Source organism: Acinetobacter sp. CIP 53.82 (genome assembly GCF_000369465.1).
GTDB lineage: Bacteria > Pseudomonadota > Gammaproteobacteria > Pseudomonadales > Moraxellaceae > Acinetobacter > Acinetobacter indicus.
Map to the genome: position 1 here is coordinate 214627 of NZ_KB850045.1, position 21969 is coordinate 236595.

The window sequence follows — 21969 nt, forward strand, 5'->3', positions numbered from 1 at the left end:
GCTGCGTTTTTTTATTCACCTCATTTAAGTTGATGAAATTTCCTGATTGATTTTCGGCTGAGATTTCAGGCTTTGGGTCAGACCGTTAATATCACCGCCGTGGATACCCAATTCACTCATCAGGCTGTCAATTAACGGCGCTTGCGAACGATAGCGCAGGGCACTGTTCACCACCTGATCAGACAGGGCCACTTGACCATGACCGTGTTCGCTGCCATCGACATGTGCGCTGCCCATCCCATTTAAACCATTGACGTGCAGAATCTTGATGTCATCAATATTTTCCATTGGCTTGACGCTTTCACGGATAATTTCTGGCAGGTATTTCAGCATGGCCAGACGTACCTGCATTTCGACCTGTTCCGTCGACAGGATGTTATTGGCTTCGTTGACTGCACGGGTACCTTCAGCATCAACCTGATACTGTTTTTCCATCGCTTGTGCCAGCAGGACTTTGGCATCGGCTTCACCACGCGCTTTTAAACGCAGCTGTTCTGCATTGGCTTCTGCGGTAATCCGCACCGCTTCCGCTTCATCGACCGCCGCCTGTTTGCCGGCTTCAGCAGCAACAGTAATGGCAATCGCATCTTTTTCAGCGGCCTGCTTGGCAGCCACCAGCTCGACTGCCTTGGCTCGTTCTGCGCGCTGGGTTTCACGTACGGTAATCACTTCTTCTTCTGCTTTTACCGCTTGAGCACGGGCTAAATCGGCCTGCGCTTTGGCTTCAGATTCGGCACGGGATTTTTCCGCAATGGCAATGGCGCGGTCCTGTTCGGCCAGCTCAATGGTTTTCTTCTGTTCTACCTGGGCTTTTTGGACTAGCTGTTCTTTTAAAATATTTTCATTGGCGACATCACGTGCTGAGCCAATCCGTTTCAGTTCAATTTCACGTTCAGCAGCAATGCGGGCTTCTTCCGCTTCACGTTTTTTGGCTGCTTCCTGGGCTGCAATTTCCGCCAGCTGTTCAGCACGGCGTACCGAAATTTCACGTTCTTGCTGTAACTTGGCATATTCTTCTTCACGAAGAATCTGCAGGCGCGCCTGTTCGGCTTCCAGGTTTTTGGCTTTAATGGCTAAGTCGGCATCCTGTTCAATGTCGTTACGTTTACGACGACGGTCTTCAATGGTTTCGGTTAATTTGGTCAGACCTTCGGCATCGAAAGCATTTTGCGGGTTAAAGTAGCGGAAACTGGTCTGATCCAGTCCGGTTAAAGATACAGTTTCCAGTTCCAGACCGTTTTTAAACAGATCTTCCGACACCACCTGCTGTACTTTCTGTACGAAGTCGACGCGTTTTTCATGCAGTTCTTCCATCGCCATTTCTGCGGCTACGGCACGTAAAGAATCGACAAATTTACCTTCGACCAGATTTTTTAATTCATTTGGGGACATGGTTTTTTGCCCCAGCGTTTGTGCTGCGGTGGCAATAGATTCAGCGGTCGGTTTAACCCGCACATAAAATTCGGCCATGACATCGACACGCATACGGTCGCGGGTAATCAGGGCCTGATCTTCAGCACGGCGCACTTCCAGACGCAGGGTATTCATATTGACCGGAATAATTTCATGCAGCACCGGTAACACAATCGCCCCCCCGCCGAGAATGACATGCTCACCGCCAAAACCGGTACGCACAAAGGAAATTTCCTTGCTAGAGCGGCGATACAGGCGGGCCAGGATTAAACCAATCACAAATAAGGCCAGGAAAATAATTCCGGCAATAATCAAGACGTTATACATATTTGAACTTAACATTGTTATCTCTTGTGTTTTTCAGTTGTTAATTTAAATGCATGGCATAAAAGCCAATTTTGGTTCTCCCCGTTAAAATTACGGATTGACCCTGTTGAAAACTTTCGTCCTGTTCCGGTTCTACCAGAATATAGTGGGTCAGACCATGCTGATCCTGCACTTTGGCTTCTGCCGGAGAATTGGGAGTAGCCACACCTAAAATAATGGTGGCTGTGCGGCCAATCAGCTCGTCACTATAAATGGCGGTGGTTTCATCTTGCGGTAAAATGCGGGCAATCAGCATGGCGCTATAACGCACCAGGGGCATGCTCAGAAACAGACAGGCCGGTGCCATTATCCAGGCTGTAATATATTGACCGATCCATTGAAACAGCACTGATTGTAAAATCAGGCCAGACAAACCATATAAGGTCAGGAAAATAATCAGCCAGATCAGCAGCGGTACCCGGCCAATGTACAGCCAGTCCAGAAACTGGACCAACAGGCCACTAGAACCATCAATATTCACTTCTACATCTTTATGCGGAATTAAGTCATCCGGCAGAAACTGGTCCAGAATGCCCTGACTGCCGCCACCGGCCAGTAACAGAAACACTTCCAGCAGGGCAAAGAAAAACAGCAGGCAGATACAGACACTAAAAATCAGATTGGAAGGGTGAGTGAGCAAATCCCACATAACTGAATACTCTATTGTTCTGTTGTGTTTAAATTATTGATATTCAAAATATATATTATTATTGAATGCGCCTAGCATAGCATTAGGCCGCGTTTTTGTCTAAAAAACCTGCATATTTTAGGCAAAAAAATACGCAATGATTGGGGTGATCATTGCGTAGAACAACGAATCTGCTTGCACAGTTTCGGTAAAGGAGAAATGTTATGAATTAGGATTGCTCCTAGAACATGTGACTAGAATACGCCGGCGTTGGGCTGGGTTCAGCAGCGTTCAGGTAAATTCATGTTAAAGATTGTTGCTTCTATAAAAATTGTGTGACATTTCTCTCCATATTTTCTCTATCATTGTAAACGTAGCATAAAAAAGCCTTTCGCGAGGAAAGGCTTTTCAAGATCAGCATGGGGCTTAGAAGCGGAACACCCCTAAACCGGCTTTAACTTCATCTAAAGTGGCTTGAGTAATGTCACGGCACTTATCGGTACCGGTCTTTAAGATATCCATGATGTAATCCGGATCTTTGGCCAGTTCTAAACGGCGTTCACGGATTGGACCAATCAGCTCTTTTAAAATGCCTTCCAGACGTTTTTTCACGGTACCATCACCCAGACCACCACGGCGATAATGGGCTTTTAATTCTTCCAGTTCTTCTTTGTTCGGATCGAAAGCATCTAGGTAGGTAAATACCACGTTGCCTTCAACCTGGCCCGGATCTTCAATGCGGAGGTGGTTCGGGTCGGTGTACATGGCATTTACTGCTTTTTTAATGTCTTTGTCAGTAGCATCGAGCACAATGGTGTTGCCCAATGATTTTGACATTTTGGCTTTACCATCAAAACCAGGTAAACGGCCAACATTCGACAGCAATGCTTTACATTCAGGCAGCAGGTCCTGACCTACCTGACGGTTAATGCGGCGTACAATTTCGTTGGTCTGTTCGATCATAGGAATCTGATCTTCACCCACGGGCACTACAGTCGCTTTAAACGCGGTAATATCGGCCGCTTGGGCAACTGGATAGCACAGGAAACCAGCTGGAATATCACGTTCAAAACCACGCATCTGAATTTCAGATTTAATGGTCGGGTTGCGCTCTAAACGTGCCACAGTGACAAAGTTTAAATACAGCATGGTCAGTTCATTCAAGGCCGGCAGGCAAGACTGAACACAAATGGTGGTTTTGGTCGGGTCAATGCCCACGGCCAGGTAATCGGTCGCCACTTCAATAATATTACGACGTACTTTTTCAAAGTTGTCGGCGTTATCAGTCAGGGCTTGAGCATCGGCAAGTAAAAGATGTTGATGGTGAGAATCCTGTAAACCTACACGTGAACGTAAAGAACCTACAAAATGACCGAGGTGAAGTTGTCCGGTTGGACGGTCGCCAGTCAAAATAACAGGACGATTATCTTGATTACTCATTATCTCTTCCAAGTCGTTGTTACGACATTTCTATACCGATGATTGGGCTACATTGTACGGCATAATATTTTTGAATGTCACGGGATAAGCCGAACAGAATCAACAATTGTCTGGAAATTTTAAAGATTTATTAATGAAGTAAATACAGAGTTTTGGAAGATTTCTCCTTAGAATAAGCCTAGAACACGATAAGGATAAAAATTATGGCGAGTAGCTTATTACTATTATTAGATGATATTGCCACTGTTTTAGATGATGTGGCGGTCATGAGTAAAATGGCCGCAAAGAAAACGGCCGGTGTACTCGGTGATGATCTGGCCCTGAATGCCCAGCAGGTCAGCGGTGTACGTTCGGAGCGGGAACTGCTGGTGGTCTGGCGCGTGGCCAAAGGTTCTTTTGTCAATAAACTGATTCTGGTGCCTCTAGCTCTACTGATTAGCGTGGTGGCGCCGTGGCTGATTAACCCGTTACTGGTCGTGGGCGGTTTATTCTTATGTTATGAAGGGGTTGAAAAAGTCCTGCATTCCTTGCACAAGAAAAAAGCCAAAACTGCCGAAGAAGCGCAGCAGGAATTAATTAAAACCGAAACCGATCTGGCCACGTTTGAAAATGAAAAAATCAAAGGGGCAGTCCGGACCGACTTTATTCTCTCGGCAGAGATTATTGTCATTTCCTTGGGTACTGTAGCTACCGCGGCCTTTGGTGTAAAAGTCACAGTGCTGAGTATTATTGCCATCGCCATGACCATTGGGGTCTATGGGTTAGTGGCATTTATTGTCAAGATTGATGATATTGGGCTGCATCTCTCGGAACAGGCTTCTAATTTTAAACAGTCGGTCGGGCGCGGCTTGTTGGCCTTTGCGCCAATCTTGATGAAAATCCTGTCGATTGTCGGGACTCTGGCCATGTTCCTGGTGGGCGGCGGGATTATCAACCACGCTATTCCATTGGTACATCACTTTACCGAAGACAGTGTGGAATACGTGCAGGAAATTCCCAATATCGGCAGTATTTTTGGTGCGCTTACTCCAACCTTGATCAATTTTGCTGTGGGCTTTATTGCCGGTTTGATTGTGGTGGCGCTAATTGGTCTGGTGAAAAAGGTCTGGCCACGTTCCAAAGCCTCTTAAACTATGTAAAATTCTAGCCAAGAGATAAAGATAATAAGGAGATTGCTATGCGTTGGAAAGGTCGTCGCGTCAGTAGCAATGTAGAAGATCGTCGCGGTGGTGGCGGTGCCAAAGCCGGCGGGATCAGTATTCTGGGTCTGGTGGTGGCTTTTGTGGCCTGGAAGTTTTTTGGGGTCGATCCGCAAACAGCCTATCAGGCCACCAAACAGGTGACCAATCAGGGGCAGAGCGCGGAAACGCGTGGTCTGGAAAATCCGACGCCGGAGCAGCAGGAATCGATGGAGTTTATTGGTACCATTCTGGCCGATACCGAAGATACCTGGACGCAGGTGTTTGCCCAGCAGCTGAACCAGCAATATGTGCCACCCAAACTGGTGATGTTTAATGGTGCGGTCAGTTCCGCCTGTGGCAATGCCAGCGCTGCCATGGGGCCGTTTTATTGCCCGGCCGATCAGAAAGTCTATTTAGATACTGGTTTCTTTAAAGATATGCGCACCCAGATGGGAATTTCCGGCGAGCAGAACCAGACCGAATTATCGCGTCAGGATCAGGCTGGAGATTTTGCCCAGGCTTATGTGATTGCACATGAAGTCGGCCATCATATTCAGACCATTCTGGGGATTTCCGGACAGGTACAGCAGATGCGTCAGCGTGCCAGTCAGGTCGAAGGCAACCAGTTATCGGTTCGTCAGGAACTTCAGGCCGATTGTCTGGCCGGTGTCTGGGCGCATCATAACCATCAGCGTACTCAATTCCTGGAACAGGGCGATGTACAGGAAGCGATGGATGCCGCACATAAAATTGGTGATGACTATTTGCAGAAACGTTCGAGTGGACAAGTAGTGCCGGATAGCTTTACCCATGGTACCAGTGCCCAGCGCGTGCAATGGTTTAATACTGGTCTGAAGTCGGGCAATATGAATGATTGCGATACCTTTGGACAAGCCATCTAAAGCGTTGCATCCGCTTTTTAACTCAAGGTGAATACAGGAGGATGTGCAACTGCATGTCCTCTAGTTTTTTAAGCCTAGCTTTTCTAACCAGCACAGCTTTTCATCCCAATAGATTTCAACACTCTAAGATTCTTTTTATGTCTATTCCAGCACGTCCCAGTCAGGAGTTGGCCGCTTATATCACCGCGGTGATTGCCCAGATTCCACCTGGTAAAGTTGCCACCTATGGTCAGATTGCAAAACTGGCCGGTTTGCCGAAACATGCGCGTCTGGTGGGTTATGTACTGAAACATCTGGCACCGGGGCATGTGTTGCCATGGCATCGGGTGCTAAATGCGCAAGGGAAAATTAGCCTAAGCAAAATCAATGCGCAGGGTGAAAATATACAGGCGTTAAAACTGATACAGGAGGGTGTAGTGGTCCTGAATAACAAGGTGAGCTTAAAGCAGTATCAATGGCAGCCCTAAAAATAAAAAATTCCCCATACCCGCAGGTACAGGGAATTTTCTGGAGGAAAGATTAACGTACGATGAGTACAGGAACATTACCTTCGCCCAGTACGCTTTGCGCGACGCTACCGAGGAATAACTTTTTCAAACCGGTACGGCCATGAGAACCCATCACAATCAGGTCTGCATTCATTTCAGTTGCAGCACGTGCAATTTCACGATGAATCACTTGACCTTCAAGCAGACGAGACTCAACTGCTACACCTTGTTCCTGGAATTTTGCTTTGGCTTCATCCAGTGTTTTGAGAATAGACACACGCGCACGTTCAATCAGGTCATTGGTCTGGCCTGCTGAAATGTATTCTGATGCAATATATGGATCGAGTGTTAACACCTGTGCAACGGTTACTTTACTGCCGAAAGCTTTGGCAAGCTCGACTGCTTTGGCAACTGCTGCGTAAGAAGTTTCAGAACCGTCCACTGGAACTAAAATGTGTTGAAATGCCATCGTTATTTCTCCTTATTGTGTCATTCAACAATAAAAAATTGAGGGAACACTTTCTATTGCCTTAATCTTATCTTAGCGCTTATTTTTAAATAATAAAACCCAGTAATTTCATAGGGATAATTATTTTTTTAAGGAAGTTTAAGCCTTTCTAATTTAACATGTTTTTAAGTAATTAATCAGCAGTTTACACTAAAGTTGAAGGCTTATTTCATTAAGTCTGGCTTTAGAATGTGTTTAGCTCAGGTTTTTTGAGTTTTAATATCGATTAGATGAAAGTTTTGACCTGATGCTTGGCCTAAGCAAAAGTCCAAGGGAATAATCAGCAGTCTTTGAAATAATCAACCAAAGCAGCAACATCCTCTGTCTGTAACTGTTCCCGCATCTTTAAAAACTGCTTTTCATCCATCTCGTAAATTTTAAGGGAAAGCAGTTTTTCTATATCTTCTTGTGGAAAGCGATATTTAATAATTTTGGCAGGAACTCCTCCCACCACGGCATAAGGTGGAACGTCTTTTGTTACGACCGCACCAGTTGCCACAATTGCACCTTCACCCAGCGTCACGCCTTGCATAATCATGGCACGTGAGCCAATCCAGCAACCATCACCAATGACAGTATCGCCAGCAGGTACAAAACTGCGCGTATCAAACGGAAAGGCAGAAATCCAGTCAGTTCGGTGTAACTGATTACCGCCCATCATAATCACGCATTCCGCCCCAAAACACACGAAATTGCCAATATAAAGCTGATCAATTGGCTTCTCAGGCGTAGAAGGCTTGTCATGCAAATAACGCACAACACAACGCTCAAAACCCTGATCCCAATAAGCAGAATAATAAGAATAGTTTCCCTTAATGTGAATATTAGGGTTTTTCATAGTTTTAGAAATAAATTCGAATTCACACCAATGCTTAACAGGGGAATTAATTAAGGGTTCAGCCATAAGAGCAATCAAAGAACAAGCGTAACGCCATTATAGCCGAAGTTAACTCAAATGCTTAAAGGCCTCAATTGCACGAACACGACTGCTTTTTAAATCTACAATCGGCTTTGGATAATCCAATTTTAGTTGTGGATTTTTCGCATAAGGTTCGTGAATTTGTTTCGCATTTAAATGTGAAATTTCAGGTACCCATTGACGAATATAATCGCCATTTGCATCAAACTTTTGCGACTGACTTACAGGGTTGAAAATACGGAAATACGGTGCAGCATCTGTTCCTGTAGATGCACACCACTGCCATCCACCGTTATTGGCAGCTAAATCACTATCAATTAAATGCTGCATAAACCATGATTCGCCTAAACGCCAATCTATCAGTAAATTTTTGCTTAAAAACATCGCGCAAATCATACGAACACGGTTATGCATCCAACCCGTTGCAAGTAACTGTCGCATGCCAGCATCTACAATTGGGATACCTGTTTGCCCATGCTGCCAAGCCTGTAAATCTTCAGGAGCATTGCGCCATACAATGCGTTGAGTGTCTAATTTAAATGGTAAGTTTTTCGATACGCGAGGGTAGTCGAATAAAATATGCTGATAAAACTCACGCCAAAGGAGTTCATTTAACCAAATTTGTTGCCCATTGTTTTCAAATTCCATACAGCCGTGACTGTGGCGAAACAAAGCTTGTAAACATTGGCGAATAGAAAGAATGCCAATATTTAAATAAGCTGCAAGTTTACTCGTGCTATTCAAATTCGGGAAATCACGTTCAATATGATAATACTCAACTTGATTTTCAATAAACTCATCTAAAAGTTCCCAAGCATGATGCTCACCAATTTGCCAAAGATTCTGTAGGTATTCGCTGATTACTTTTTCTTCTGAATCTGAGTAAATATCACTTAATTGTGGAACTTCTCTTGTAAAGTCATTGTGCTGTGGAATTGGTTTTTGAACCTCAATAGTTGGGTAGCATTGTGGCAAGCTTATGCTGAGTTTCTCATAGCATTGCTTTTTAAATGCACCAAATACTTGATATGGAAGACCAGTTTTATTACGAATGCTTCCAACAGGGAAAATAGTTCGGTCATGATACAACTCAAAACGAATATTATTCTTTTCTAATAGCTGTTGAGTTTGAGCATCGCGTTTTAATTCATTTACACCCAATTCTATATCGGCATGAACAGCTTGAATATTATGATTTTGGCATAAGCTTAATAATTGATTTGGCAGGTCTTTCCATAATGGAATAGTTAAAATAACAAGTGGAATATTTAACGTGGCAAGTTCATTTTTTAGATGATTCAGTTGTCTTAAATAGAAGTCAATTTTAATTAGCGCATCATTGTGCACTTGCCATTGTTTTGGCGATAGCACGACTAAGGCAATGCAAGGGCCAGCTTCGCGAGTATGCCAAAGAGCTGCATGATCATGAATTCTTAAATCTTGACGGAACCAAATAAGCTGCATTTTAAAATTTATAGAAAAATATTGACTATTAAAGCATATACATTTGCTGTAATTTTTTCGTGAACTTTTGTTTGAAAGATAATAAAAAAACCCCTCAGAAGAGGGGCTTTGGGATGTCAAACCATCTAAGGATTAGATGTATTCAACGCTGACGATTTCGTACTCAACTTCACCTTGTGGTGTTACAATTTTTGCTTCATCGCCTTCATTTTTGCCCAACAGACCACGCGCGATTGGAGAGTTCACAGAAATCTTGTTAATTTTGAAATCTGCTTCGTCATCACCGACGATCTTGTAGGTTTTCTGCTCTTCAGTATCCAGGTTTTCAATGGTCACTGTAACACCAAAGACCACACGGCCATTTTGCTCTAATTCTTTCACATCAATAACCTGAGCTGCGCCCAGTTTACCCTCGATGTCTTGAATACGGCCTTCGCAAAAACCTTGCTGCTCGCGGGCCGCATGATATTCTGCATTTTCTTTTAAGTCACCGTGTTCACGTGCTTCTGCAATCGCAGCAGTAATACGTGGGCGTTCAACAGTTTTTAACTGGTGTAATTCTTTCTCTAAGGCGACTTTGCCTTCAGGAGTCATAGGATAACGTTGCATTGTTGTCCCTCAAGTTAAATATTAGAAAAATACAGCTCTATAAATGAAAAAAAGCCCGCCACCGAGAGGTGACGGGACTTCTCGGTAGACAATTAACCTTTGCTTAAATCTTGCAAACGATAAACATCCATCGGCAATTTAATGGCTAACGCTTGGCATACCGCATCGGCACCATTCAGGGTAGTCGTATGATAGACCTTACCTTGCAGGGCAGAACGGCGGATTGAGAATGAATCCTGCTGCGCTTGTTTGCCTTCAGTGGTATTGATAATGAGGTGAATTTCGCCATTTTTCAAGCGGTCCACAATATTCGGACGACCTTCGGTTACTTTATTCACACGTTCACATTCAATTCCTGCAGCTTTGATCACATCATAAGTACCGCCGGTAGCGATAATTTTGAAGCCAAAGTCTGCAAGCTGCTTGGCAATACCTGCTGCACGTGGTTTATCAGAATCACGTACCGAAATGAATGCATGCTTGATTTCGCCTTCGGTTGGCAAACCTGGTAAGCGTTCATTCGAGCCTAACACAGCTTTGTAGAATGCTTCACCAAAAGTTTTACCCACACCCATCACTTCGCCTGTAGATTTCATTTCAGGGCCAAGAATTGGGTCAACACCCGGGAATTTGTTGAATGGGAACACCGCTTCTTTAACAGAGAAGTGCTCAGGAATAATCTCGGTCGTGAAGCCTTGTGACTCCAGAGATTGACCCGCCATACAACGTGCAGCAATTTTCGCTAATGATTCACCGATACACTTAGATACGAACGGCACGGTACGAGAAGCACGTGGGTTCACTTCCAGAATGTAAACGTCATCGCCTTTTACCGCGAACTGTACGTTCATTAAACCGATAACGCCCAGCTCTTTGGCCATCGCTACGGTTTGACGACGCATTTCGTCCTGTACTTCGTTTGATAACGAGTAAGGTGGAATCGAACATGCAGAGTCACCTGAGTGAATACCCGCCTGTTCAATGTGCTGCATGATCCCGCCGATCACCACATCTTTACCGTCAGATACGCAGTCTACGTCAACTTCAATCGCATCATCCAGGAAGCGGTCAAGAAGAACAGGGGCATCATTCGACGCCTGAACGGCATCACGTAAGTAACGCTTCAATTCTTCTTCGTTGTACACGATTTCCATCGCACGGCCACCTAGTACGTATGATGGACGTACCACCAGTGGATAGCCCACTTTCGCCGCTTCAGCAATACCTTCTTCAGCAGATTTTACGATGCTGTTGTTTGGTTGACGCAGTTGCAGACGTTGAATCATTTGCTGGAAACGTTCACGGTCTTCGGCACGGTCAATCGCATCTGGAGATGTACCAATGATTGGTGCACCAGCCTCTTCTAACGCACGCGCCAGTTTCAGCGGTGTTTGACCACCGTACTGTACGATAATGCCTTTAGGCTTCTCGGTACGCACGATTTCAAGCACATCTTCCAAAGTAATTGGTTCGAAGTACAGACGATCTGAGGTGTCATAGTCAGTAGAAACCGTTTCAGGGTTACAGTTCACCATGATGGTTTCATAACCGTCTTCACGCATCGCAAGCGCCGCGTGTACACAGCAGTAATCGAATTCGATACCCTGACCAATACGGTTAGGACCACCACCGATGACCATGATCTTGTCTTTCGCAGATGGATTCGATTCACATTCATCATCGTATGTTGAATACATATAAGCGGTATCAGATTCGAATTCTGCTGCACATGTATCCACACGTTTGTAAACCGGAGTCACGCCCAGGTTCCAGCGGTGTTTACGGAATTGCTTTTGTGAAATACCCATCAGGTTGGCAATACGCAGATCCGATAAACCTTTGCGTTTGAACGCACGGATGTTGTCTGCGTTTAAATCACCGAAACCTAAAGTTTTGATCTGGTTTTCAGTATTGATGATGTCTTCAATCTGAATCAGGAACCAGCGGTCAATTTTGGTCGCTTCAAATACTTCATCTAAAGTGAAGCCATGACGGAAGGCATCCGCTACGTACCAGATACGCTCTGGGCCTGGAACTTTAAGTTCTTGCAGGATTTTCTCGCGTGCGCCTTCAGTACCCACTTCGATTTTTTCATCAAAACCAGAAGCACCGACTTCTAGACCACGAAGGGCTTTGTTGACAGACTCCTGGAAGTTACGGCCAATTGCCATTACTTCACCCACAGATTTCATCTGAGTCGTCAGTGTTGCATCTGCTTGCGGGAATTTTTCGAAGTTGAAACGTGGAACCTTGGTTACAACGTAGTCAATTGATGGCTCGAACGATGCAGGAGTTGTACCGCCAGTGATGTCGTTTTTCAGCTCATCCAGGGTATAACCCACTGCCAGTTTCGCTGCGATTTTCGCAATCGGGAAACCTGTTGCTTTAGACGCAAGGGCAGATGAACGCGATACACGCGGGTTCATTTCAATGATAACCATACGGCCATCTTTCGGATTAATACCGAACTGAACGTTAGAACCACCGGTTTCTACACCAATTTCACGCAGTACCGCTAAAGACGCGTTACGCATGAGTTGATATTCTTTGTCGGTCAATGTTTGTGCCGGAGCAACTGTGATGGAGTCACCAGTATGCACGCCCATTGGGTCAAAGTTTTCGATTGAACAGACGATAATACAGTTGTCGTTTTTGTCACGAACAACTTCCATCTCGTATTCTTTCCAGCCAATGAGTGATTCATCAATCAATAACTGGTGAGTCGGAGACAGGTCGAAACCACGTTCACAGATTTCAAGGAATTCTTCGCGGTTGTACGCGATACCGCCACCAGAACCACCCATGGTGAATGATGGACGAATAATCACAGGGAAACCGAAGCGCGCCTGAATGTCCAGCGCTTCTTCCATAGATTCCGCAATCGCAGCTTTTGGACATTCCAGACCAATTTTACGCATTGCTTCGTCAAACAGTTTACGGTCTTCTGCTTTTTCAATCGCTTCTTTAGTCGCGCCAATCAGCTCAACATTGTATTTTTCTAAAATACCGTTGGCATCCAGAGCAAGGGCACAGTTCAGTGCAGTCTGGCCGCCCATGGTTGGTAAAACTGCATCTGGACGTTCTTTTTCAATGATCGCTGCAACGGTTTGCCAGGTGATTGGCTCGATATAGGTTGCATCCGCCATTGCCGGGTCAGTCATAATCGTCGCCGGGTTCGAGTTCACCAGAATGACGCGGTAACCTTCTTCACGCAGCGCTTTGCAGGCTTGAGCACCCGAGTAGTCAAACTCACAGGCCTGACCGATAACAATAGGACCAGCACCAATAATTAAGATGCTTTTAATATCCGTACGCTTTGGCATTATTTGCTCCTTAATTACTTCTTAGCTGCTTCAAGAAGTTCGATGAAATGATCGAACAGTGGGGCACAGTCGTGTGGACCTGGGCTGGCTTCAGGGTGACCTTGGAAGCTAAATGCCGGCTTATCTGTACGGTGGATACCCTGGTTGGTACCATCGAACAGTGAACGGTGGGTAACACGCAAGACTGCTGGCAGGTTGCTTTCATCCACTGCGAAGCCGTGGTTTTGCGAGGTAATCATCACTGTACCATCTTCGATGTTTTGTACAGGATGGTTGGCACCGTGGTGACCGTGCGCCATTTTCATGGTTTTTGCGCCAGAAGCCAGAGCAAGAATCTGGTGACCTAAACAGATACCAAACACAGGGAGATTGGTGGTTTCAACAATAGTTTTTACAGCTTCAATTGCATAATCACAAGCAGCTGGGTCGCCAGGGCCGTTCGACAGGAACACGCCATCTGGATTTAACGCAAGTACGTCAGCAGCAGGGGTTTGTGCAGGCACAACGGTCAGTTTACAGCCGCGGTCTGCCAGCATACGCAGGATGTTGGTTTTGACACCGTAGTCGTATGCAACCACATGGAATTTAAGTTCAGGTTGAGTAAAGCCTTTGCCAAGTTCCCATGAGCCTTCGGTCCATTCAAAACCGTTCGGGTCACAGCATTCTTTTGCAAGGTCTAAACCGTTTAAGCCGCCAAATGCACGTGCTTTTGCAATTGCTTCTTCTTCAGTGATATTTTCACCAGCCAGAATACAACCGTTTTGCGCACCTTTTGCACGTAAAATACGAGTCAGTTTACGCGTGTCGATATCGGCAATGGCAACCACATTGTGTTGCTTCAGGTAATCCGCTAAAGACTGTGTAGAACGGAAGTTGCTATGCAATAAAGGCAAATCACGAATGATTAATCCGTTGGCCCATACTTTATGAATACGACCAGATTCTGCGTCTTCTTCATTACAACCTGTGTTACCAATATGCGGGTAAGTTAAAGTCACAAGTTGCTGTGCATAACTCGGGTCAGTCAAAATTTCTTGATAGCCAGTCATGGCAGTGTTAAAAACGACTTCACCAGTCGTACTACCCGATGCACCGATTGACGTTCCTTTGAAGATCGTACCGTCGGCAAGGGCTAAAATGGCGGGGGTGCTCAAACCAAAGCTCCTGAAATTTAGGCTGTAAAAAAGCGAGTAGACGAAAAAAAAGGAAGGCTACTATACAACCTACCCTCCTCACATCTGCTCGCTTGAACTTAACAGCGCATTATACGCACCAACTCTGAAAAAGTCCACGTTCTTGAAGCGGAATATCCAATAAAAAAGTATTCTTTTGGTGCAAAAGCATGTTTGTCACGCAATGTCACAGAAATGTAAGCATTTAATAATTGTCTAACAAATCAAAACTTAAATTTTATCTGTTTCTACTATGCTGTGGTCTTTCATAATAACAGGCGGGTGAACGGCAATGACAGCAGAACAAAAACAGCCAGCGGCTAAAAACTCCTTAAAAGACGTGGTGGCAGAAGGCACTGAAAAGCTTGAACAGGCAGCGCAAGAGGCCAAGCAGCAGGTTACTGAAGCAGTCGGGGAGACCCAGGAAAAACTGCAGACCGAAGCGAAAAAATTTAATGGCAGCGTGCAGGAGCAGCTCAGTCAGCTCAAGAAAGAGCTGCTTCAGAAAATTGAATCGCTCAAGGAACATTTTGGCAGCTCACAAAAAGATCTTGGTGAACTGAAAGAGTTTGTGAAAACCGAGTTTAATGCGGTGATTGAAGATTTGAATAAAATTGGCAAAGAGCTTAAAGCTGATGTCAGCCAGATTTCAGTCAAGCATAAAGACCAGTTAACCGAAACCTTCAAGCGCTCCAAAGAACATACCTTGGAAACCTGGAAAAAAGTTGTACCAGCAAAAGAGGCGGCACCTGCTTCTGAAACCGACACCACCCTTAAAAGCTAAGGCGTGTTGTAGCGGGTGCGTGCGATGCAGGCAATAAAAAAGTGAGGTCATGTGCCTCACTTTTTTTATACTGCGTTTTAGTTCAGACATAATGCCTAGAACTGATGCAGCCAATCGCGCTTGTTATGAAAATCGGCCTGTGGGCTGCTGTGCTGCATGGCGTAATAGTGTTCACCTTCAGAAGTGTTTAACACGGCAGTTAAACCAATGAACAGATCCGACCACTTTAATTTATGCTTGGCTATGAATTCGCCCAAGTCCAGACTGACATTCAGTCCATAATGGGTGCGTTTCAGCTGGTTGAGCTCAATATCATAGGCGGCTTGCGGCGGCATATCTTCCGGATAGCGATATTCCTCAAACTGATAGGCCTGCCAGGCTTGAGATGGAGAAAGATTAATTTCACGATAAAAATCTTCCCCATGAACCCCAATAAACACTTCAAAACAGGTGTTCTGCCAGAGAAAATCCTGACGCGGATGCGCAGACACCAGATCGGGCCACTGCACATACTGGTTCGGATCACGCAGCCAGTAACCAATATTCAGGTTAAACGGGCTTTGCTGCTCAATCGCCCCGACCAGGGAGATGGCCTGAAAACGGCGATCAAAAGCACTCAGTTCATAACTTGCCATAAGGAAAAATTATTTTGCCAGATGCGCGTGACGAACCAGGTTCGATAATTTTGGATTTTGCGGTTTGGCTTTTTTATACAGCAAGGCAATTTTACCAATGGTCTGTACCACTTCTGCACCAGTCGCTTCTGCAATTGCCTCAATTACAGCTGCACGTGCTTCACGGTCTTCACCGCCAATTTTCACTTTAATCAGTTCGTGGTCGTTTAACGCACGCGTGGTTTCTTCAATGACATTTTCAGTAAGCCCTTGTCCGCCAATCATCACAACCGGATTGAGTGCATGACCGATTTGACGTAAACGCTTGCGTTCCTGAATAGATAAAGCCGCCATAAAAATAACCTGATTTTAAAAACGGCTTAGTATAGCAAATCCCAATTTGAAACGCTGTAAAATCTGCGCAAATAATCGATGCAAATAATAGAAAAAATCACACCCTCTACGTCCATTTAACTACACATCTGTACTGCAAGCGCGGCAATTTTCACGTACAATTATAAATTAGAAGGTTTTTAATATTTAGAGAGTTATGGCAACACGCATTACCAACCAGAAATTATCCAAAAGTAGTCGTGCGTGGATGAGAGAGCACCTGGATGACCCTTTCGTGAAAAAAGCCCAGAAGGAAGGTTATCGTGCGCGTGCTGCGTATAAACTGCTAGAGATTCAGGAAAAATATAAAATTATCAAACCCGGCATGACGGTGGTCGATCTGGGTGCTGCGCCCGGCAGCTGGTCGCAAATTGCCGGCAAACTGGTCGGTGACAAAGGGCTGGTGATTGCATCGGATATTTTGCCTATGGATGCCTTACCAGATGTGACCTTCCTGCAAGGTGACTTCCGTGAGGAAGAAGTTTTTGAAAAATTGTTAAATATTTTAAATGGCCGGACTGTAGACGTTGTAATTTCCGATATGGCCCCCAATACATCAGGTAATAGAGCAGTAGATCAGCCACGACAAATCTATTTATGTGAACTGGCTTTGGACTTTGCGCAAAAAGTGCTGGGGCCAAACGGACAGTTTGTTGTGAAGGTGTTCCAGGGTTCTGGCTTCGATGAATTTCGCAAACAGGTCGTCGACAGCTTCGATGTATTAAAGACTGCAAAACCGGCAGCTTCTCGTGCACGTTCGAAAGAAGTGTTTTTGATCGGACAGGGCCGGAAGAAGGCATTCAAATAAAGTTTACTTGCCAAGCCGTTAAAAATTGTGCATTTTGTACGTTTTTAAGAGTTTTGTAGGCTGATCTTCAGCTTTAACATTAAGGTCACCCTGTAAAGGGCATGATCAAATTAGATTGATATGGGAATAAAGCTTTGAGCGATCTCTTCAAGAATGCCGTATTGTGGCTAATTATACTTGGTGTACTGATTCTGATTTTCAGTAACATCAATGGCAGTGATAAGCCAACGTCAATGAACTATTCCGAGTTCGTTGCGGCGGTGGATGCTGGTCAAATTAAAAAAGTTACAATTGATGGCGAAAGAATTAGTGGTGAAAAAGCCAATGGCTCACCATTTGAAAGTATTCGTCCGGCGGTTCAAGATCCTGAACTCATGCCGAGCCTCATTGAAAACAACGTTGTTGTTGAAGGTACTGCACCTCAACGTCAAGGTTTGTTGATGCAACTACTCATTGCTAGTTTCCCTGTACTTTTAATCATTTTGTTATTCATGTTCTTTATGCGCAACATGGGTGGCGGTGCAGGTGGTAAAAACGGCCCAATGAGCTTTGGTAAGTCCAAAGCGAAAATGCTGTCTGAAGACCAGATTAAAGTAACCTTTGCCGATGTTGCAGGTTGTGATGAAGCCAAACAGGAAGTAGTAGAAATTGTCGACTTCCTGAAAGATCCGGCCAAATTTAAACGTTTGGGTGCAACCATTCCGAAAGGCGTGTTAATGGTTGGTCCTCCGGGTACCGGTAAAACTTTGCTGGCAAAAGCCATTGCTGGCGAAGCTAAAGTGCCATTCTTCAGTATTTCAGGTTCTGACTTCGTAGAAATGTTCGTGGGTGTGGGCGCCTCTCGTGTCCGTGACATGTTCGAGCAGGCGAAACGCCACGCGCCATGTATTATCTTTATTGATGAGATTGATGCGGTCGGTCGTCACCGTGGTTCAGGTACCGGTGGTGGTCACGATGAGCGTGAGCAGACCTTAAACCAGATGCTGGTCGAAATGGACGGTTTTGAAGGCAACGAAGGTATTATCGTCATTGCCGCAACCAACCGTGCCGATGTACTGGATAAAGCTTTATTACGTCCAGGTCGTTTTGACCGTCAGGTGATGGTGGGCTTACCCGATATTAAAGGTCGTGAGCAAATCTTGAATGTTCACCTGAAAAAATTGCCTTCAACCACAGGTGTGGATGTAAAAGTCCTTGCACGTGGTACACCGGGCTTCTCGGGTGCACAGTTGGCCAACTTGGTGAACGAAGCAGCGCTATTTGCTGCACGTCGTAACAAGAACACGGTCGACATGCATGACTTTGAAGATGCCAAAGACAAGCTGTACATGGGTCCTGAACGTAAATCAATGGTGATTCGTGAAGAAGAACGTCGTGCGACGGCTTATCATGAAGCAGGCCATGCCATTGTGGCGGAAATGCTGCCGGGTACGGATCCTGTGCATAAAGTTACGATTATGCCGCGTGGTTGGGCGCTGGGTGTAACCTGGCAGTTGCCTGAGTTTGATCAGACCAGCCATTACAAAGACAAGATGCTGAAAGAAATTTCAATCCTGTTTGGTGGTCGTATTGCTGAAGAAATTTTCATTAATCAGCAATCTACCGGTGCATCGAACGACTTTGAGCGTGCAACCAAAATGGCACGTGCCATGGTGACCAAATACGGTATGTCGGACAAACTAGGCGTGATGGTTTATGAAGATGATTCACAGCAATCCTTCATGGGCAGCCTGGGTAGCCGGACCATTTCTGAAGCGACACAGCTGGAAGTGGACCGTGAAGTGCGCCGCATTCTGGATGAGCAATATAAAGTGGCCTGGGATATCCTGGAAAACAACAAAGATATTGCCCATGCTATGGTAAAAGCGCTGATGGATTGGGAAACCATTGATCGTGAGCAGATTCGTGACATTATGGAAGGTCGTGAACCACAGCCACCAAAAGTATATGTTGCAGAAAATCCGGTGATTGATGTAACTCCAAGCAATGGTCCAAGCACACCACCACCATTGCCAGCCAACTAAGAATATTTTAAGAAAACCACCTTCGGGTGGTTTTTTTATGCATGAAATTTGCATGTATTTATCGGTACCTGACCCAATTGGTTAGATGAAAGGTCTATGCAAGCCATAAACCCGGACAGGAGAAAAGACAACAATTAAAGATTGTAGAAATTTTTATCCTTTGTCATATTAAAAACGCAATAAAAATACCACGTGCCACAAGCACACACATGCCATTCACCACAGACCATAAGTACAGGGTGAACAGGGGATTCTCAACATGAATAACCAATCTAATCCAAGCGCGCTAAAAGCTGCACCTCTACCATCGATGCATCCGCTTAAACATAGTTATATGGATGACAGTCTGGCCCTGTTTTCGGGAACGCTGTTTGTCGGAATTACCCTGATTCTGTATGAACAGGCAGGTCTGCTGACCGGCAGTACCGCAGGGATTGCTTTTGTGCTGCACTATGCAACTGGCTGGTCGTTTAGTTTGCTGTATTTTCTGATTAATCTGCCGTTTTACTGGTTTGCGTGGCGCAGACTGGGCAAAAGCTTCACGCTGAAAACCTTTATTTGTGTGGCCTTACTTTCTTTATTGACCTATATTGTGCCGCAATATCTGGACATTCATTATTTGCATCCACTTTTTGCCGCCATTGCCGGTGGCTTAATGCTGGGAACTGGTATTCTGTTTTTGGCCCGGCATCAATCGAGTTTGGGCGGCGCCACCATCTTGTCGCTGTATTTGCAAGACAAAGTTGGCATCAGTGCCGGTAAAGTACAAATGGCCATTGATTGTGTGGTCGTTGCATTGGCCTTTGGGGTAATGCCGTATCAGCAGGTGTTGTGGTCTATCTTGGCAGCGGTGATTATGGGTATCTTTTTGGCCCTCAATCATCGGCCGGGGCGTTATCAAGGCCAGTCATAATCTCCTGTCTTCAATAGGGGATCTATCAGCTGTTTTGTCGGGCGAAAAAAATGATCCCTTTTGTGAAATTAAGGCGACCGTGCAAGCTGCTGCAATATGCAAATAAGCCGCAGTTTGACATCTAAGGCTTTACTTTACTGAATTATCCATAAGACAATATTTGCCTTATTGTGAATGAGGATAAAAACATGCAGCTGATGCCATTACCGCAGCGTCAATGGAGCTTTGGAGCTTTAACTTTGGATCTGTCTCAGCCGCATGTGATGGGAATCTTGAATGTAACCCCGGACTCGTTTAGTGACGGGGGGCAGCACAATGAAAAAGAGCAGGCGATTGCCCGTGCCAAACAGATGATTGCTGAAGGTGCCACCGTCATTGATGTGGGGGGTGAATCGACCCGTCCCGGCGCAGCGGTGGTGGAAATTGAGGAAGAAATCCGCCGGGTGGTGCCTGTGGTCGAGGAGCTGGCCAAACTGGATGTGGTGATTTCAATTGATACTTCACAGCCGGAAGTGATTCGTGCGGCAGTAGCGGCCGGTGCACATATCTGGAATGATGTGCGGGCTTTAACCCGTCCTCAGGCGCTGGAAACCGCAGCTGAATTAAATATTCCGGTGATCATCATGCATATGCGCGGTGAGCCAACCACCATGAATAATCTGGATCAATATGAGGATGTCACTACAGATGTTATTCGTGAACTCTCGCAACGGGTGCAGGATGCACTGGATGTTGGAGTCAAAGCTGAAAACATTATGATTGATCCGGGCTTTGGTTTTGCCAAAAATGCCCAGCAAAATCTGCAATTGCTAAATGAGTTCCATAAACTGACTGACATGGGTTATCCAATTTTATCTGCCTTGTCGCGTAAACGTTTTATTGGCAGTGTGCTGGATGCCGCAGAGCCACAGCAACGTGCAGTTGGTTCAGCCACTGCGCATTTGCTGAGTATTCAGCAGGGTGCCTGTATGGTGCGCGCGCATGATGTGAAAGCTACCGCCGATGCCATTAAAATCTGGCAGGCGATGCAATTGGCTTAAGGGCTGCTCTATACCAGCCTGCTTTATATCATATAGGTATTCAAATCTCGCTCAGTTTGGCTTTTCAGGGGCTTTGTGCTATATAGCCTGTCTTGAATTTGACCTTTTGTAGTTTTGAGTGCCTGTATGTTTACAGATTTACTTCTCCCCATGTTTGACGATGACTATTATCCCGATATTCTGGTCGCTGAAATCAAACAGTCCATTGAACAGTTTGCGAAAAAAGTCGCCAAGCCGAATTTGTCCGAGGCTGACATTTATCACTTCGCGCATGAAACGGTAAACGTCATCAACAAGATGAAACCACAATTTGAAGATCTGGATTCATCACTGGATGATACTGCAGCGGACTATATTGCTGAAGCGATGATGATAGTGCTGCAAGACGCCGGCTATTTTGAGCTGGAAATGGAAGAGCTGGTATCCAATCGAGAGTGGTAAGCCGCTCTCTTTTTTTATGATGGAATGATCTGGGTTTGAGATGATTCCATCGCTCAATCTTACAGGGTGTCCAGTAAATAGCAGCTCTGTTTCGGATATGCTTTAGTCCTCTCATCTACCTGCACGACCTACTCAGTGTGTTGCTCTGCTGTGCGGGCGTTTCTTGATCATATTAAATGCTTGATTCATCGGCGGCATAAATGCTTGAAAAACAGCTTGGCAAGGTGAGTAGGGTGACCTGATATTTCATTCTTCTTTTTATATTTCTTCTCTTTCTATTCAATCTGTTTTTATTAAATTTCGGGCATAAAAAAACCAGCTTGACGCTGGGTAATTTATTGCACCATTTTAAGATCTATTAAAATGGTGCCCGAGGCCAGACTCGAACTGGCACGCTTTGAGGGCGGGGGATTTTAAATCCCCTGTGTCTACCGATTTCACCACTCGGGCATGTGCGCAATAATAGAGGAGGATGGAAAACTTGGCAAGTAAATTTGCTTACAATTGCTTTCTTTTCAAGCAAATCATTGTATTAGCCT

At 45.2% G+C, this 21969-nt stretch carries 20 protein-coding genes and 1 tRNA gene; 9 read left to right on the plus strand and 12 right to left on the minus strand.

Annotated features, from left to right (window positions below; genetic code table 11):
* Positions 1-24 precede the first annotated feature (24 nt).
* The 3 genes from F905_RS01480 to trpS all read right to left on the minus strand — a co-directional run bounded on the left by F905_RS01480 (position 25) and on the right by trpS (position 3847).
* Positions 25-1755: a flotillin family protein gene (locus F905_RS01480; protein WP_005176277.1), complete on the minus strand. Its 1731-nt coding sequence runs from the start codon at positions 1753-1755 to the stop codon at positions 25-27.
* Positions 1756-1780: 25 nt separating this feature from the next.
* Positions 1781-2428 carry a YqiJ family protein gene (locus F905_RS01485; protein ID WP_005176281.1) on the minus strand — a complete coding sequence of 216 codons (648 nt, stop codon included), beginning with the start codon at positions 2426-2428 and terminating at the stop codon, positions 1781-1783.
* 405 nt (positions 2429-2833) lie between these two features.
* A complete protein-coding gene (gene trpS, locus F905_RS01490; RefSeq protein WP_005176282.1) occupies positions 2834-3847 on the minus strand; it encodes a tryptophan--tRNA ligase in 1014 nt (337 codons plus the stop codon).
* 203 nt (positions 3848-4050) lie between these two features.
* On the opposite strand from trpS, the gene F905_RS01495 reads away from it, so the two are divergent.
* The 3 genes from F905_RS01495 to F905_RS01505 all read left to right on the plus strand — a co-directional run bounded on the left by F905_RS01495 (position 4051) and on the right by F905_RS01505 (position 6397).
* A complete protein-coding gene (locus F905_RS01495; protein WP_005176286.1) occupies positions 4051-4977 on the plus strand; it encodes a DUF808 domain-containing protein in 927 nt (308 codons plus the stop codon).
* Between the two features lie 47 nt (positions 4978-5024).
* Positions 5025-5930 carry a KPN_02809 family neutral zinc metallopeptidase gene (locus tag F905_RS01500; RefSeq protein ID WP_005176288.1) on the plus strand — a complete coding sequence of 302 codons (906 nt, stop codon included), beginning with the start codon at positions 5025-5027 and terminating at the stop codon, positions 5928-5930.
* A 137-nt stretch (positions 5931-6067) separates the two neighbouring features.
* Positions 6068-6397 carry an MGMT family protein gene (locus F905_RS01505; protein WP_168390664.1) on the plus strand — a complete coding sequence of 110 codons (330 nt, stop codon included), beginning with the start codon at positions 6068-6070 and terminating at the stop codon, positions 6395-6397.
* A gap of 52 nt (positions 6398-6449) precedes the next feature.
* Here F905_RS01505 and F905_RS01510 read toward each other — a convergent pair whose 3' ends face one another.
* The 6 genes from F905_RS01510 to carA all read right to left on the minus strand — a co-directional run bounded on the left by F905_RS01510 (position 6450) and on the right by carA (position 14395).
* Positions 6450-6887 (minus strand): universal stress protein, encoded by a 438-nt coding sequence (locus F905_RS01510; protein ID WP_005176293.1) that lies wholly within the window; start codon positions 6885-6887, stop codon positions 6450-6452.
* A gap of 319 nt (positions 6888-7206) precedes the next feature.
* On the minus strand, positions 7207-7830 hold the full coding sequence (locus F905_RS01515) for a CatB-related O-acetyltransferase (protein ID WP_005176296.1): 624 nt from the start codon (positions 7828-7830) through the stop codon (positions 7207-7209).
* A gap of 42 nt (positions 7831-7872) precedes the next feature.
* The gene (locus F905_RS01520; RefSeq protein ID WP_005176298.1) at positions 7873-9309 is read right to left on the minus strand and encodes a cryptochrome/photolyase family protein; all 1437 of its coding nucleotides are present in this window, start codon (positions 9307-9309) and stop codon (positions 7873-7875) included.
* 132 nt (positions 9310-9441) lie between these two features.
* Complete coding sequence (gene greA, locus F905_RS01525; RefSeq protein WP_005176299.1) at positions 9442-9918, minus strand: transcription elongation factor GreA; 477 nt, start codon at positions 9916-9918, stop codon at positions 9442-9444.
* Positions 9919-10010: 92 nt separating this feature from the next.
* Positions 10011-13241, minus strand: coding sequence for a carbamoyl-phosphate synthase large subunit (carB, locus tag F905_RS01530; protein ID WP_005176308.1), 3231 nt, complete (start codon positions 13239-13241; stop codon positions 10011-10013).
* A 14-nt stretch (positions 13242-13255) separates the two neighbouring features.
* A complete protein-coding gene (carA, locus tag F905_RS01535; protein WP_005176309.1) occupies positions 13256-14395 on the minus strand; it encodes a glutamine-hydrolyzing carbamoyl-phosphate synthase small subunit in 1140 nt (379 codons plus the stop codon).
* Positions 14396-14705: 310 nt separating this feature from the next.
* Here carA and F905_RS01540 point away from each other — a divergent pair, with 310 nt between their 5' ends.
* Complete coding sequence (locus F905_RS01540; RefSeq protein WP_005176311.1) at positions 14706-15197, plus strand: hypothetical protein; 492 nt, start codon at positions 14706-14708, stop codon at positions 15195-15197.
* 95 nt (positions 15198-15292) lie between these two features.
* On the opposite strand, the gene F905_RS01545 is transcribed toward F905_RS01540, so the two are convergent.
* Positions 15293-15832, minus strand: coding sequence for a DOMON-like domain-containing protein (locus F905_RS01545; RefSeq protein WP_005176313.1), 540 nt, complete (start codon positions 15830-15832; stop codon positions 15293-15295).
* Positions 15833-15841: 9 nt separating this feature from the next.
* Positions 15842-16165, minus strand: a complete 324-nt coding sequence (gene yhbY / locus F905_RS01550; RefSeq protein WP_005176314.1) for a ribosome assembly RNA-binding protein YhbY — start codon at positions 16163-16165, stop codon at positions 15842-15844.
* 196 nt (positions 16166-16361) lie between these two features.
* On the opposite strand from yhbY, the gene rlmE reads away from it, so the two are divergent.
* From rlmE to F905_RS01575, 5 genes are all read left to right on the plus strand, one after another.
* Complete coding sequence (gene rlmE / locus F905_RS01555) at positions 16362-17012, plus strand: 23S rRNA (uridine(2552)-2'-O)-methyltransferase RlmE (protein WP_005176316.1); 651 nt, start codon at positions 16362-16364, stop codon at positions 17010-17012.
* Positions 17013-17146: 134 nt separating this feature from the next.
* Positions 17147-19036 carry an ATP-dependent zinc metalloprotease FtsH gene (gene ftsH, locus F905_RS01560; protein WP_005176319.1) on the plus strand — a complete coding sequence of 630 codons (1890 nt, stop codon included), beginning with the start codon at positions 17147-17149 and terminating at the stop codon, positions 19034-19036.
* 259 nt (positions 19037-19295) lie between these two features.
* Positions 19296-19949, plus strand: coding sequence for a YitT family protein (locus F905_RS01565; RefSeq protein WP_005176321.1), 654 nt, complete (start codon positions 19296-19298; stop codon positions 19947-19949).
* Positions 19950-20137: 188 nt separating this feature from the next.
* Positions 20138-20989: a dihydropteroate synthase gene (folP, locus tag F905_RS01570; protein WP_005176322.1), complete on the plus strand. Its 852-nt coding sequence runs from the start codon at positions 20138-20140 to the stop codon at positions 20987-20989.
* 126 nt (positions 20990-21115) lie between these two features.
* Entirely contained in the window at positions 21116-21430 is a 315-nt protein-coding gene (locus tag F905_RS01575; RefSeq protein WP_005176325.1) for a DUF5713 family protein, read from the plus strand.
* A 364-nt stretch (positions 21431-21794) separates the two neighbouring features.
* Here the strand turns inward: F905_RS01575 and F905_RS01580 are convergent.
* A tRNA-Leu gene (locus F905_RS01580) sits at positions 21795-21880 on the minus strand.
* Positions 21881-21969: the final 89 nt, after the last annotated feature.

Excerpts from the sequence above, each read along its gene's own strand:
- F905_RS01540 (WP_005176311.1), top strand. The coding sequence starts at position 14,706 with ATGACAGCAGAACAAAAACAGCCAGCGGCTAAAAACTCCTTAAAAGAC.
- trpS (WP_005176282.1), bottom strand. The coding sequence starts at position 3,847 with ATGAGTAATCAAGATAATCGTCCTGTTATTTTGACTGGCGACCGTCCA.
- F905_RS01500 (WP_005176288.1), top strand. The coding sequence starts at position 5,025 with ATGCGTTGGAAAGGTCGTCGCGTCAGTAGCAATGTAGAAGATCGTCGC.
- F905_RS01520 (WP_005176298.1), bottom strand. The coding sequence starts at position 9,309 with ATGCAGCTTATTTGGTTCCGTCAAGATTTAAGAATTCATGATCATGCA.
- F905_RS01510 (WP_005176293.1), bottom strand. The coding sequence starts at position 6,887 with ATGGCATTTCAACACATTTTAGTTCCAGTGGACGGTTCTGAAACTTCT.
- F905_RS01505 (WP_168390664.1), top strand. The coding sequence starts at position 6,068 with ATGTCTATTCCAGCACGTCCCAGTCAGGAGTTGGCCGCTTATATCACC.
- F905_RS01515 (WP_005176296.1), bottom strand. The coding sequence starts at position 7,830 with ATGGCTGAACCCTTAATTAATTCCCCTGTTAAGCATTGGTGTGAATTC.
- F905_RS01480 (WP_005176277.1), bottom strand. The coding sequence starts at position 1,755 with ATGTTAAGTTCAAATATGTATAACGTCTTGATTATTGCCGGAATTATT.
- F905_RS01495 (WP_005176286.1), top strand. The coding sequence starts at position 4,051 with ATGGCGAGTAGCTTATTACTATTATTAGATGATATTGCCACTGTTTTA.
- folP (WP_005176322.1), top strand. The coding sequence starts at position 20,138 with ATGCAGCTGATGCCATTACCGCAGCGTCAATGGAGCTTTGGAGCTTTA.
- F905_RS01485 (WP_005176281.1), bottom strand. The coding sequence starts at position 2,428 with ATGTGGGATTTGCTCACTCACCCTTCCAATCTGATTTTTAGTGTCTGT.
- rlmE (WP_005176316.1), top strand. The coding sequence starts at position 16,362 with ATGGCAACACGCATTACCAACCAGAAATTATCCAAAAGTAGTCGTGCG.
- F905_RS01575 (WP_005176325.1), top strand. The coding sequence starts at position 21,116 with ATGTTTACAGATTTACTTCTCCCCATGTTTGACGATGACTATTATCCC.
- F905_RS01545 (WP_005176313.1), bottom strand. The coding sequence starts at position 15,832 with ATGGCAAGTTATGAACTGAGTGCTTTTGATCGCCGTTTTCAGGCCATC.
- yhbY (WP_005176314.1), bottom strand. The coding sequence starts at position 16,165 with ATGGCGGCTTTATCTATTCAGGAACGCAAGCGTTTACGTCAAATCGGT.
- F905_RS01565 (WP_005176321.1), top strand. The coding sequence starts at position 19,296 with ATGAATAACCAATCTAATCCAAGCGCGCTAAAAGCTGCACCTCTACCA.
- greA (WP_005176299.1), bottom strand. The coding sequence starts at position 9,918 with ATGCAACGTTATCCTATGACTCCTGAAGGCAAAGTCGCCTTAGAGAAA.
- carB (WP_005176308.1), bottom strand. The coding sequence starts at position 13,241 with ATGCCAAAGCGTACGGATATTAAAAGCATCTTAATTATTGGTGCTGGT.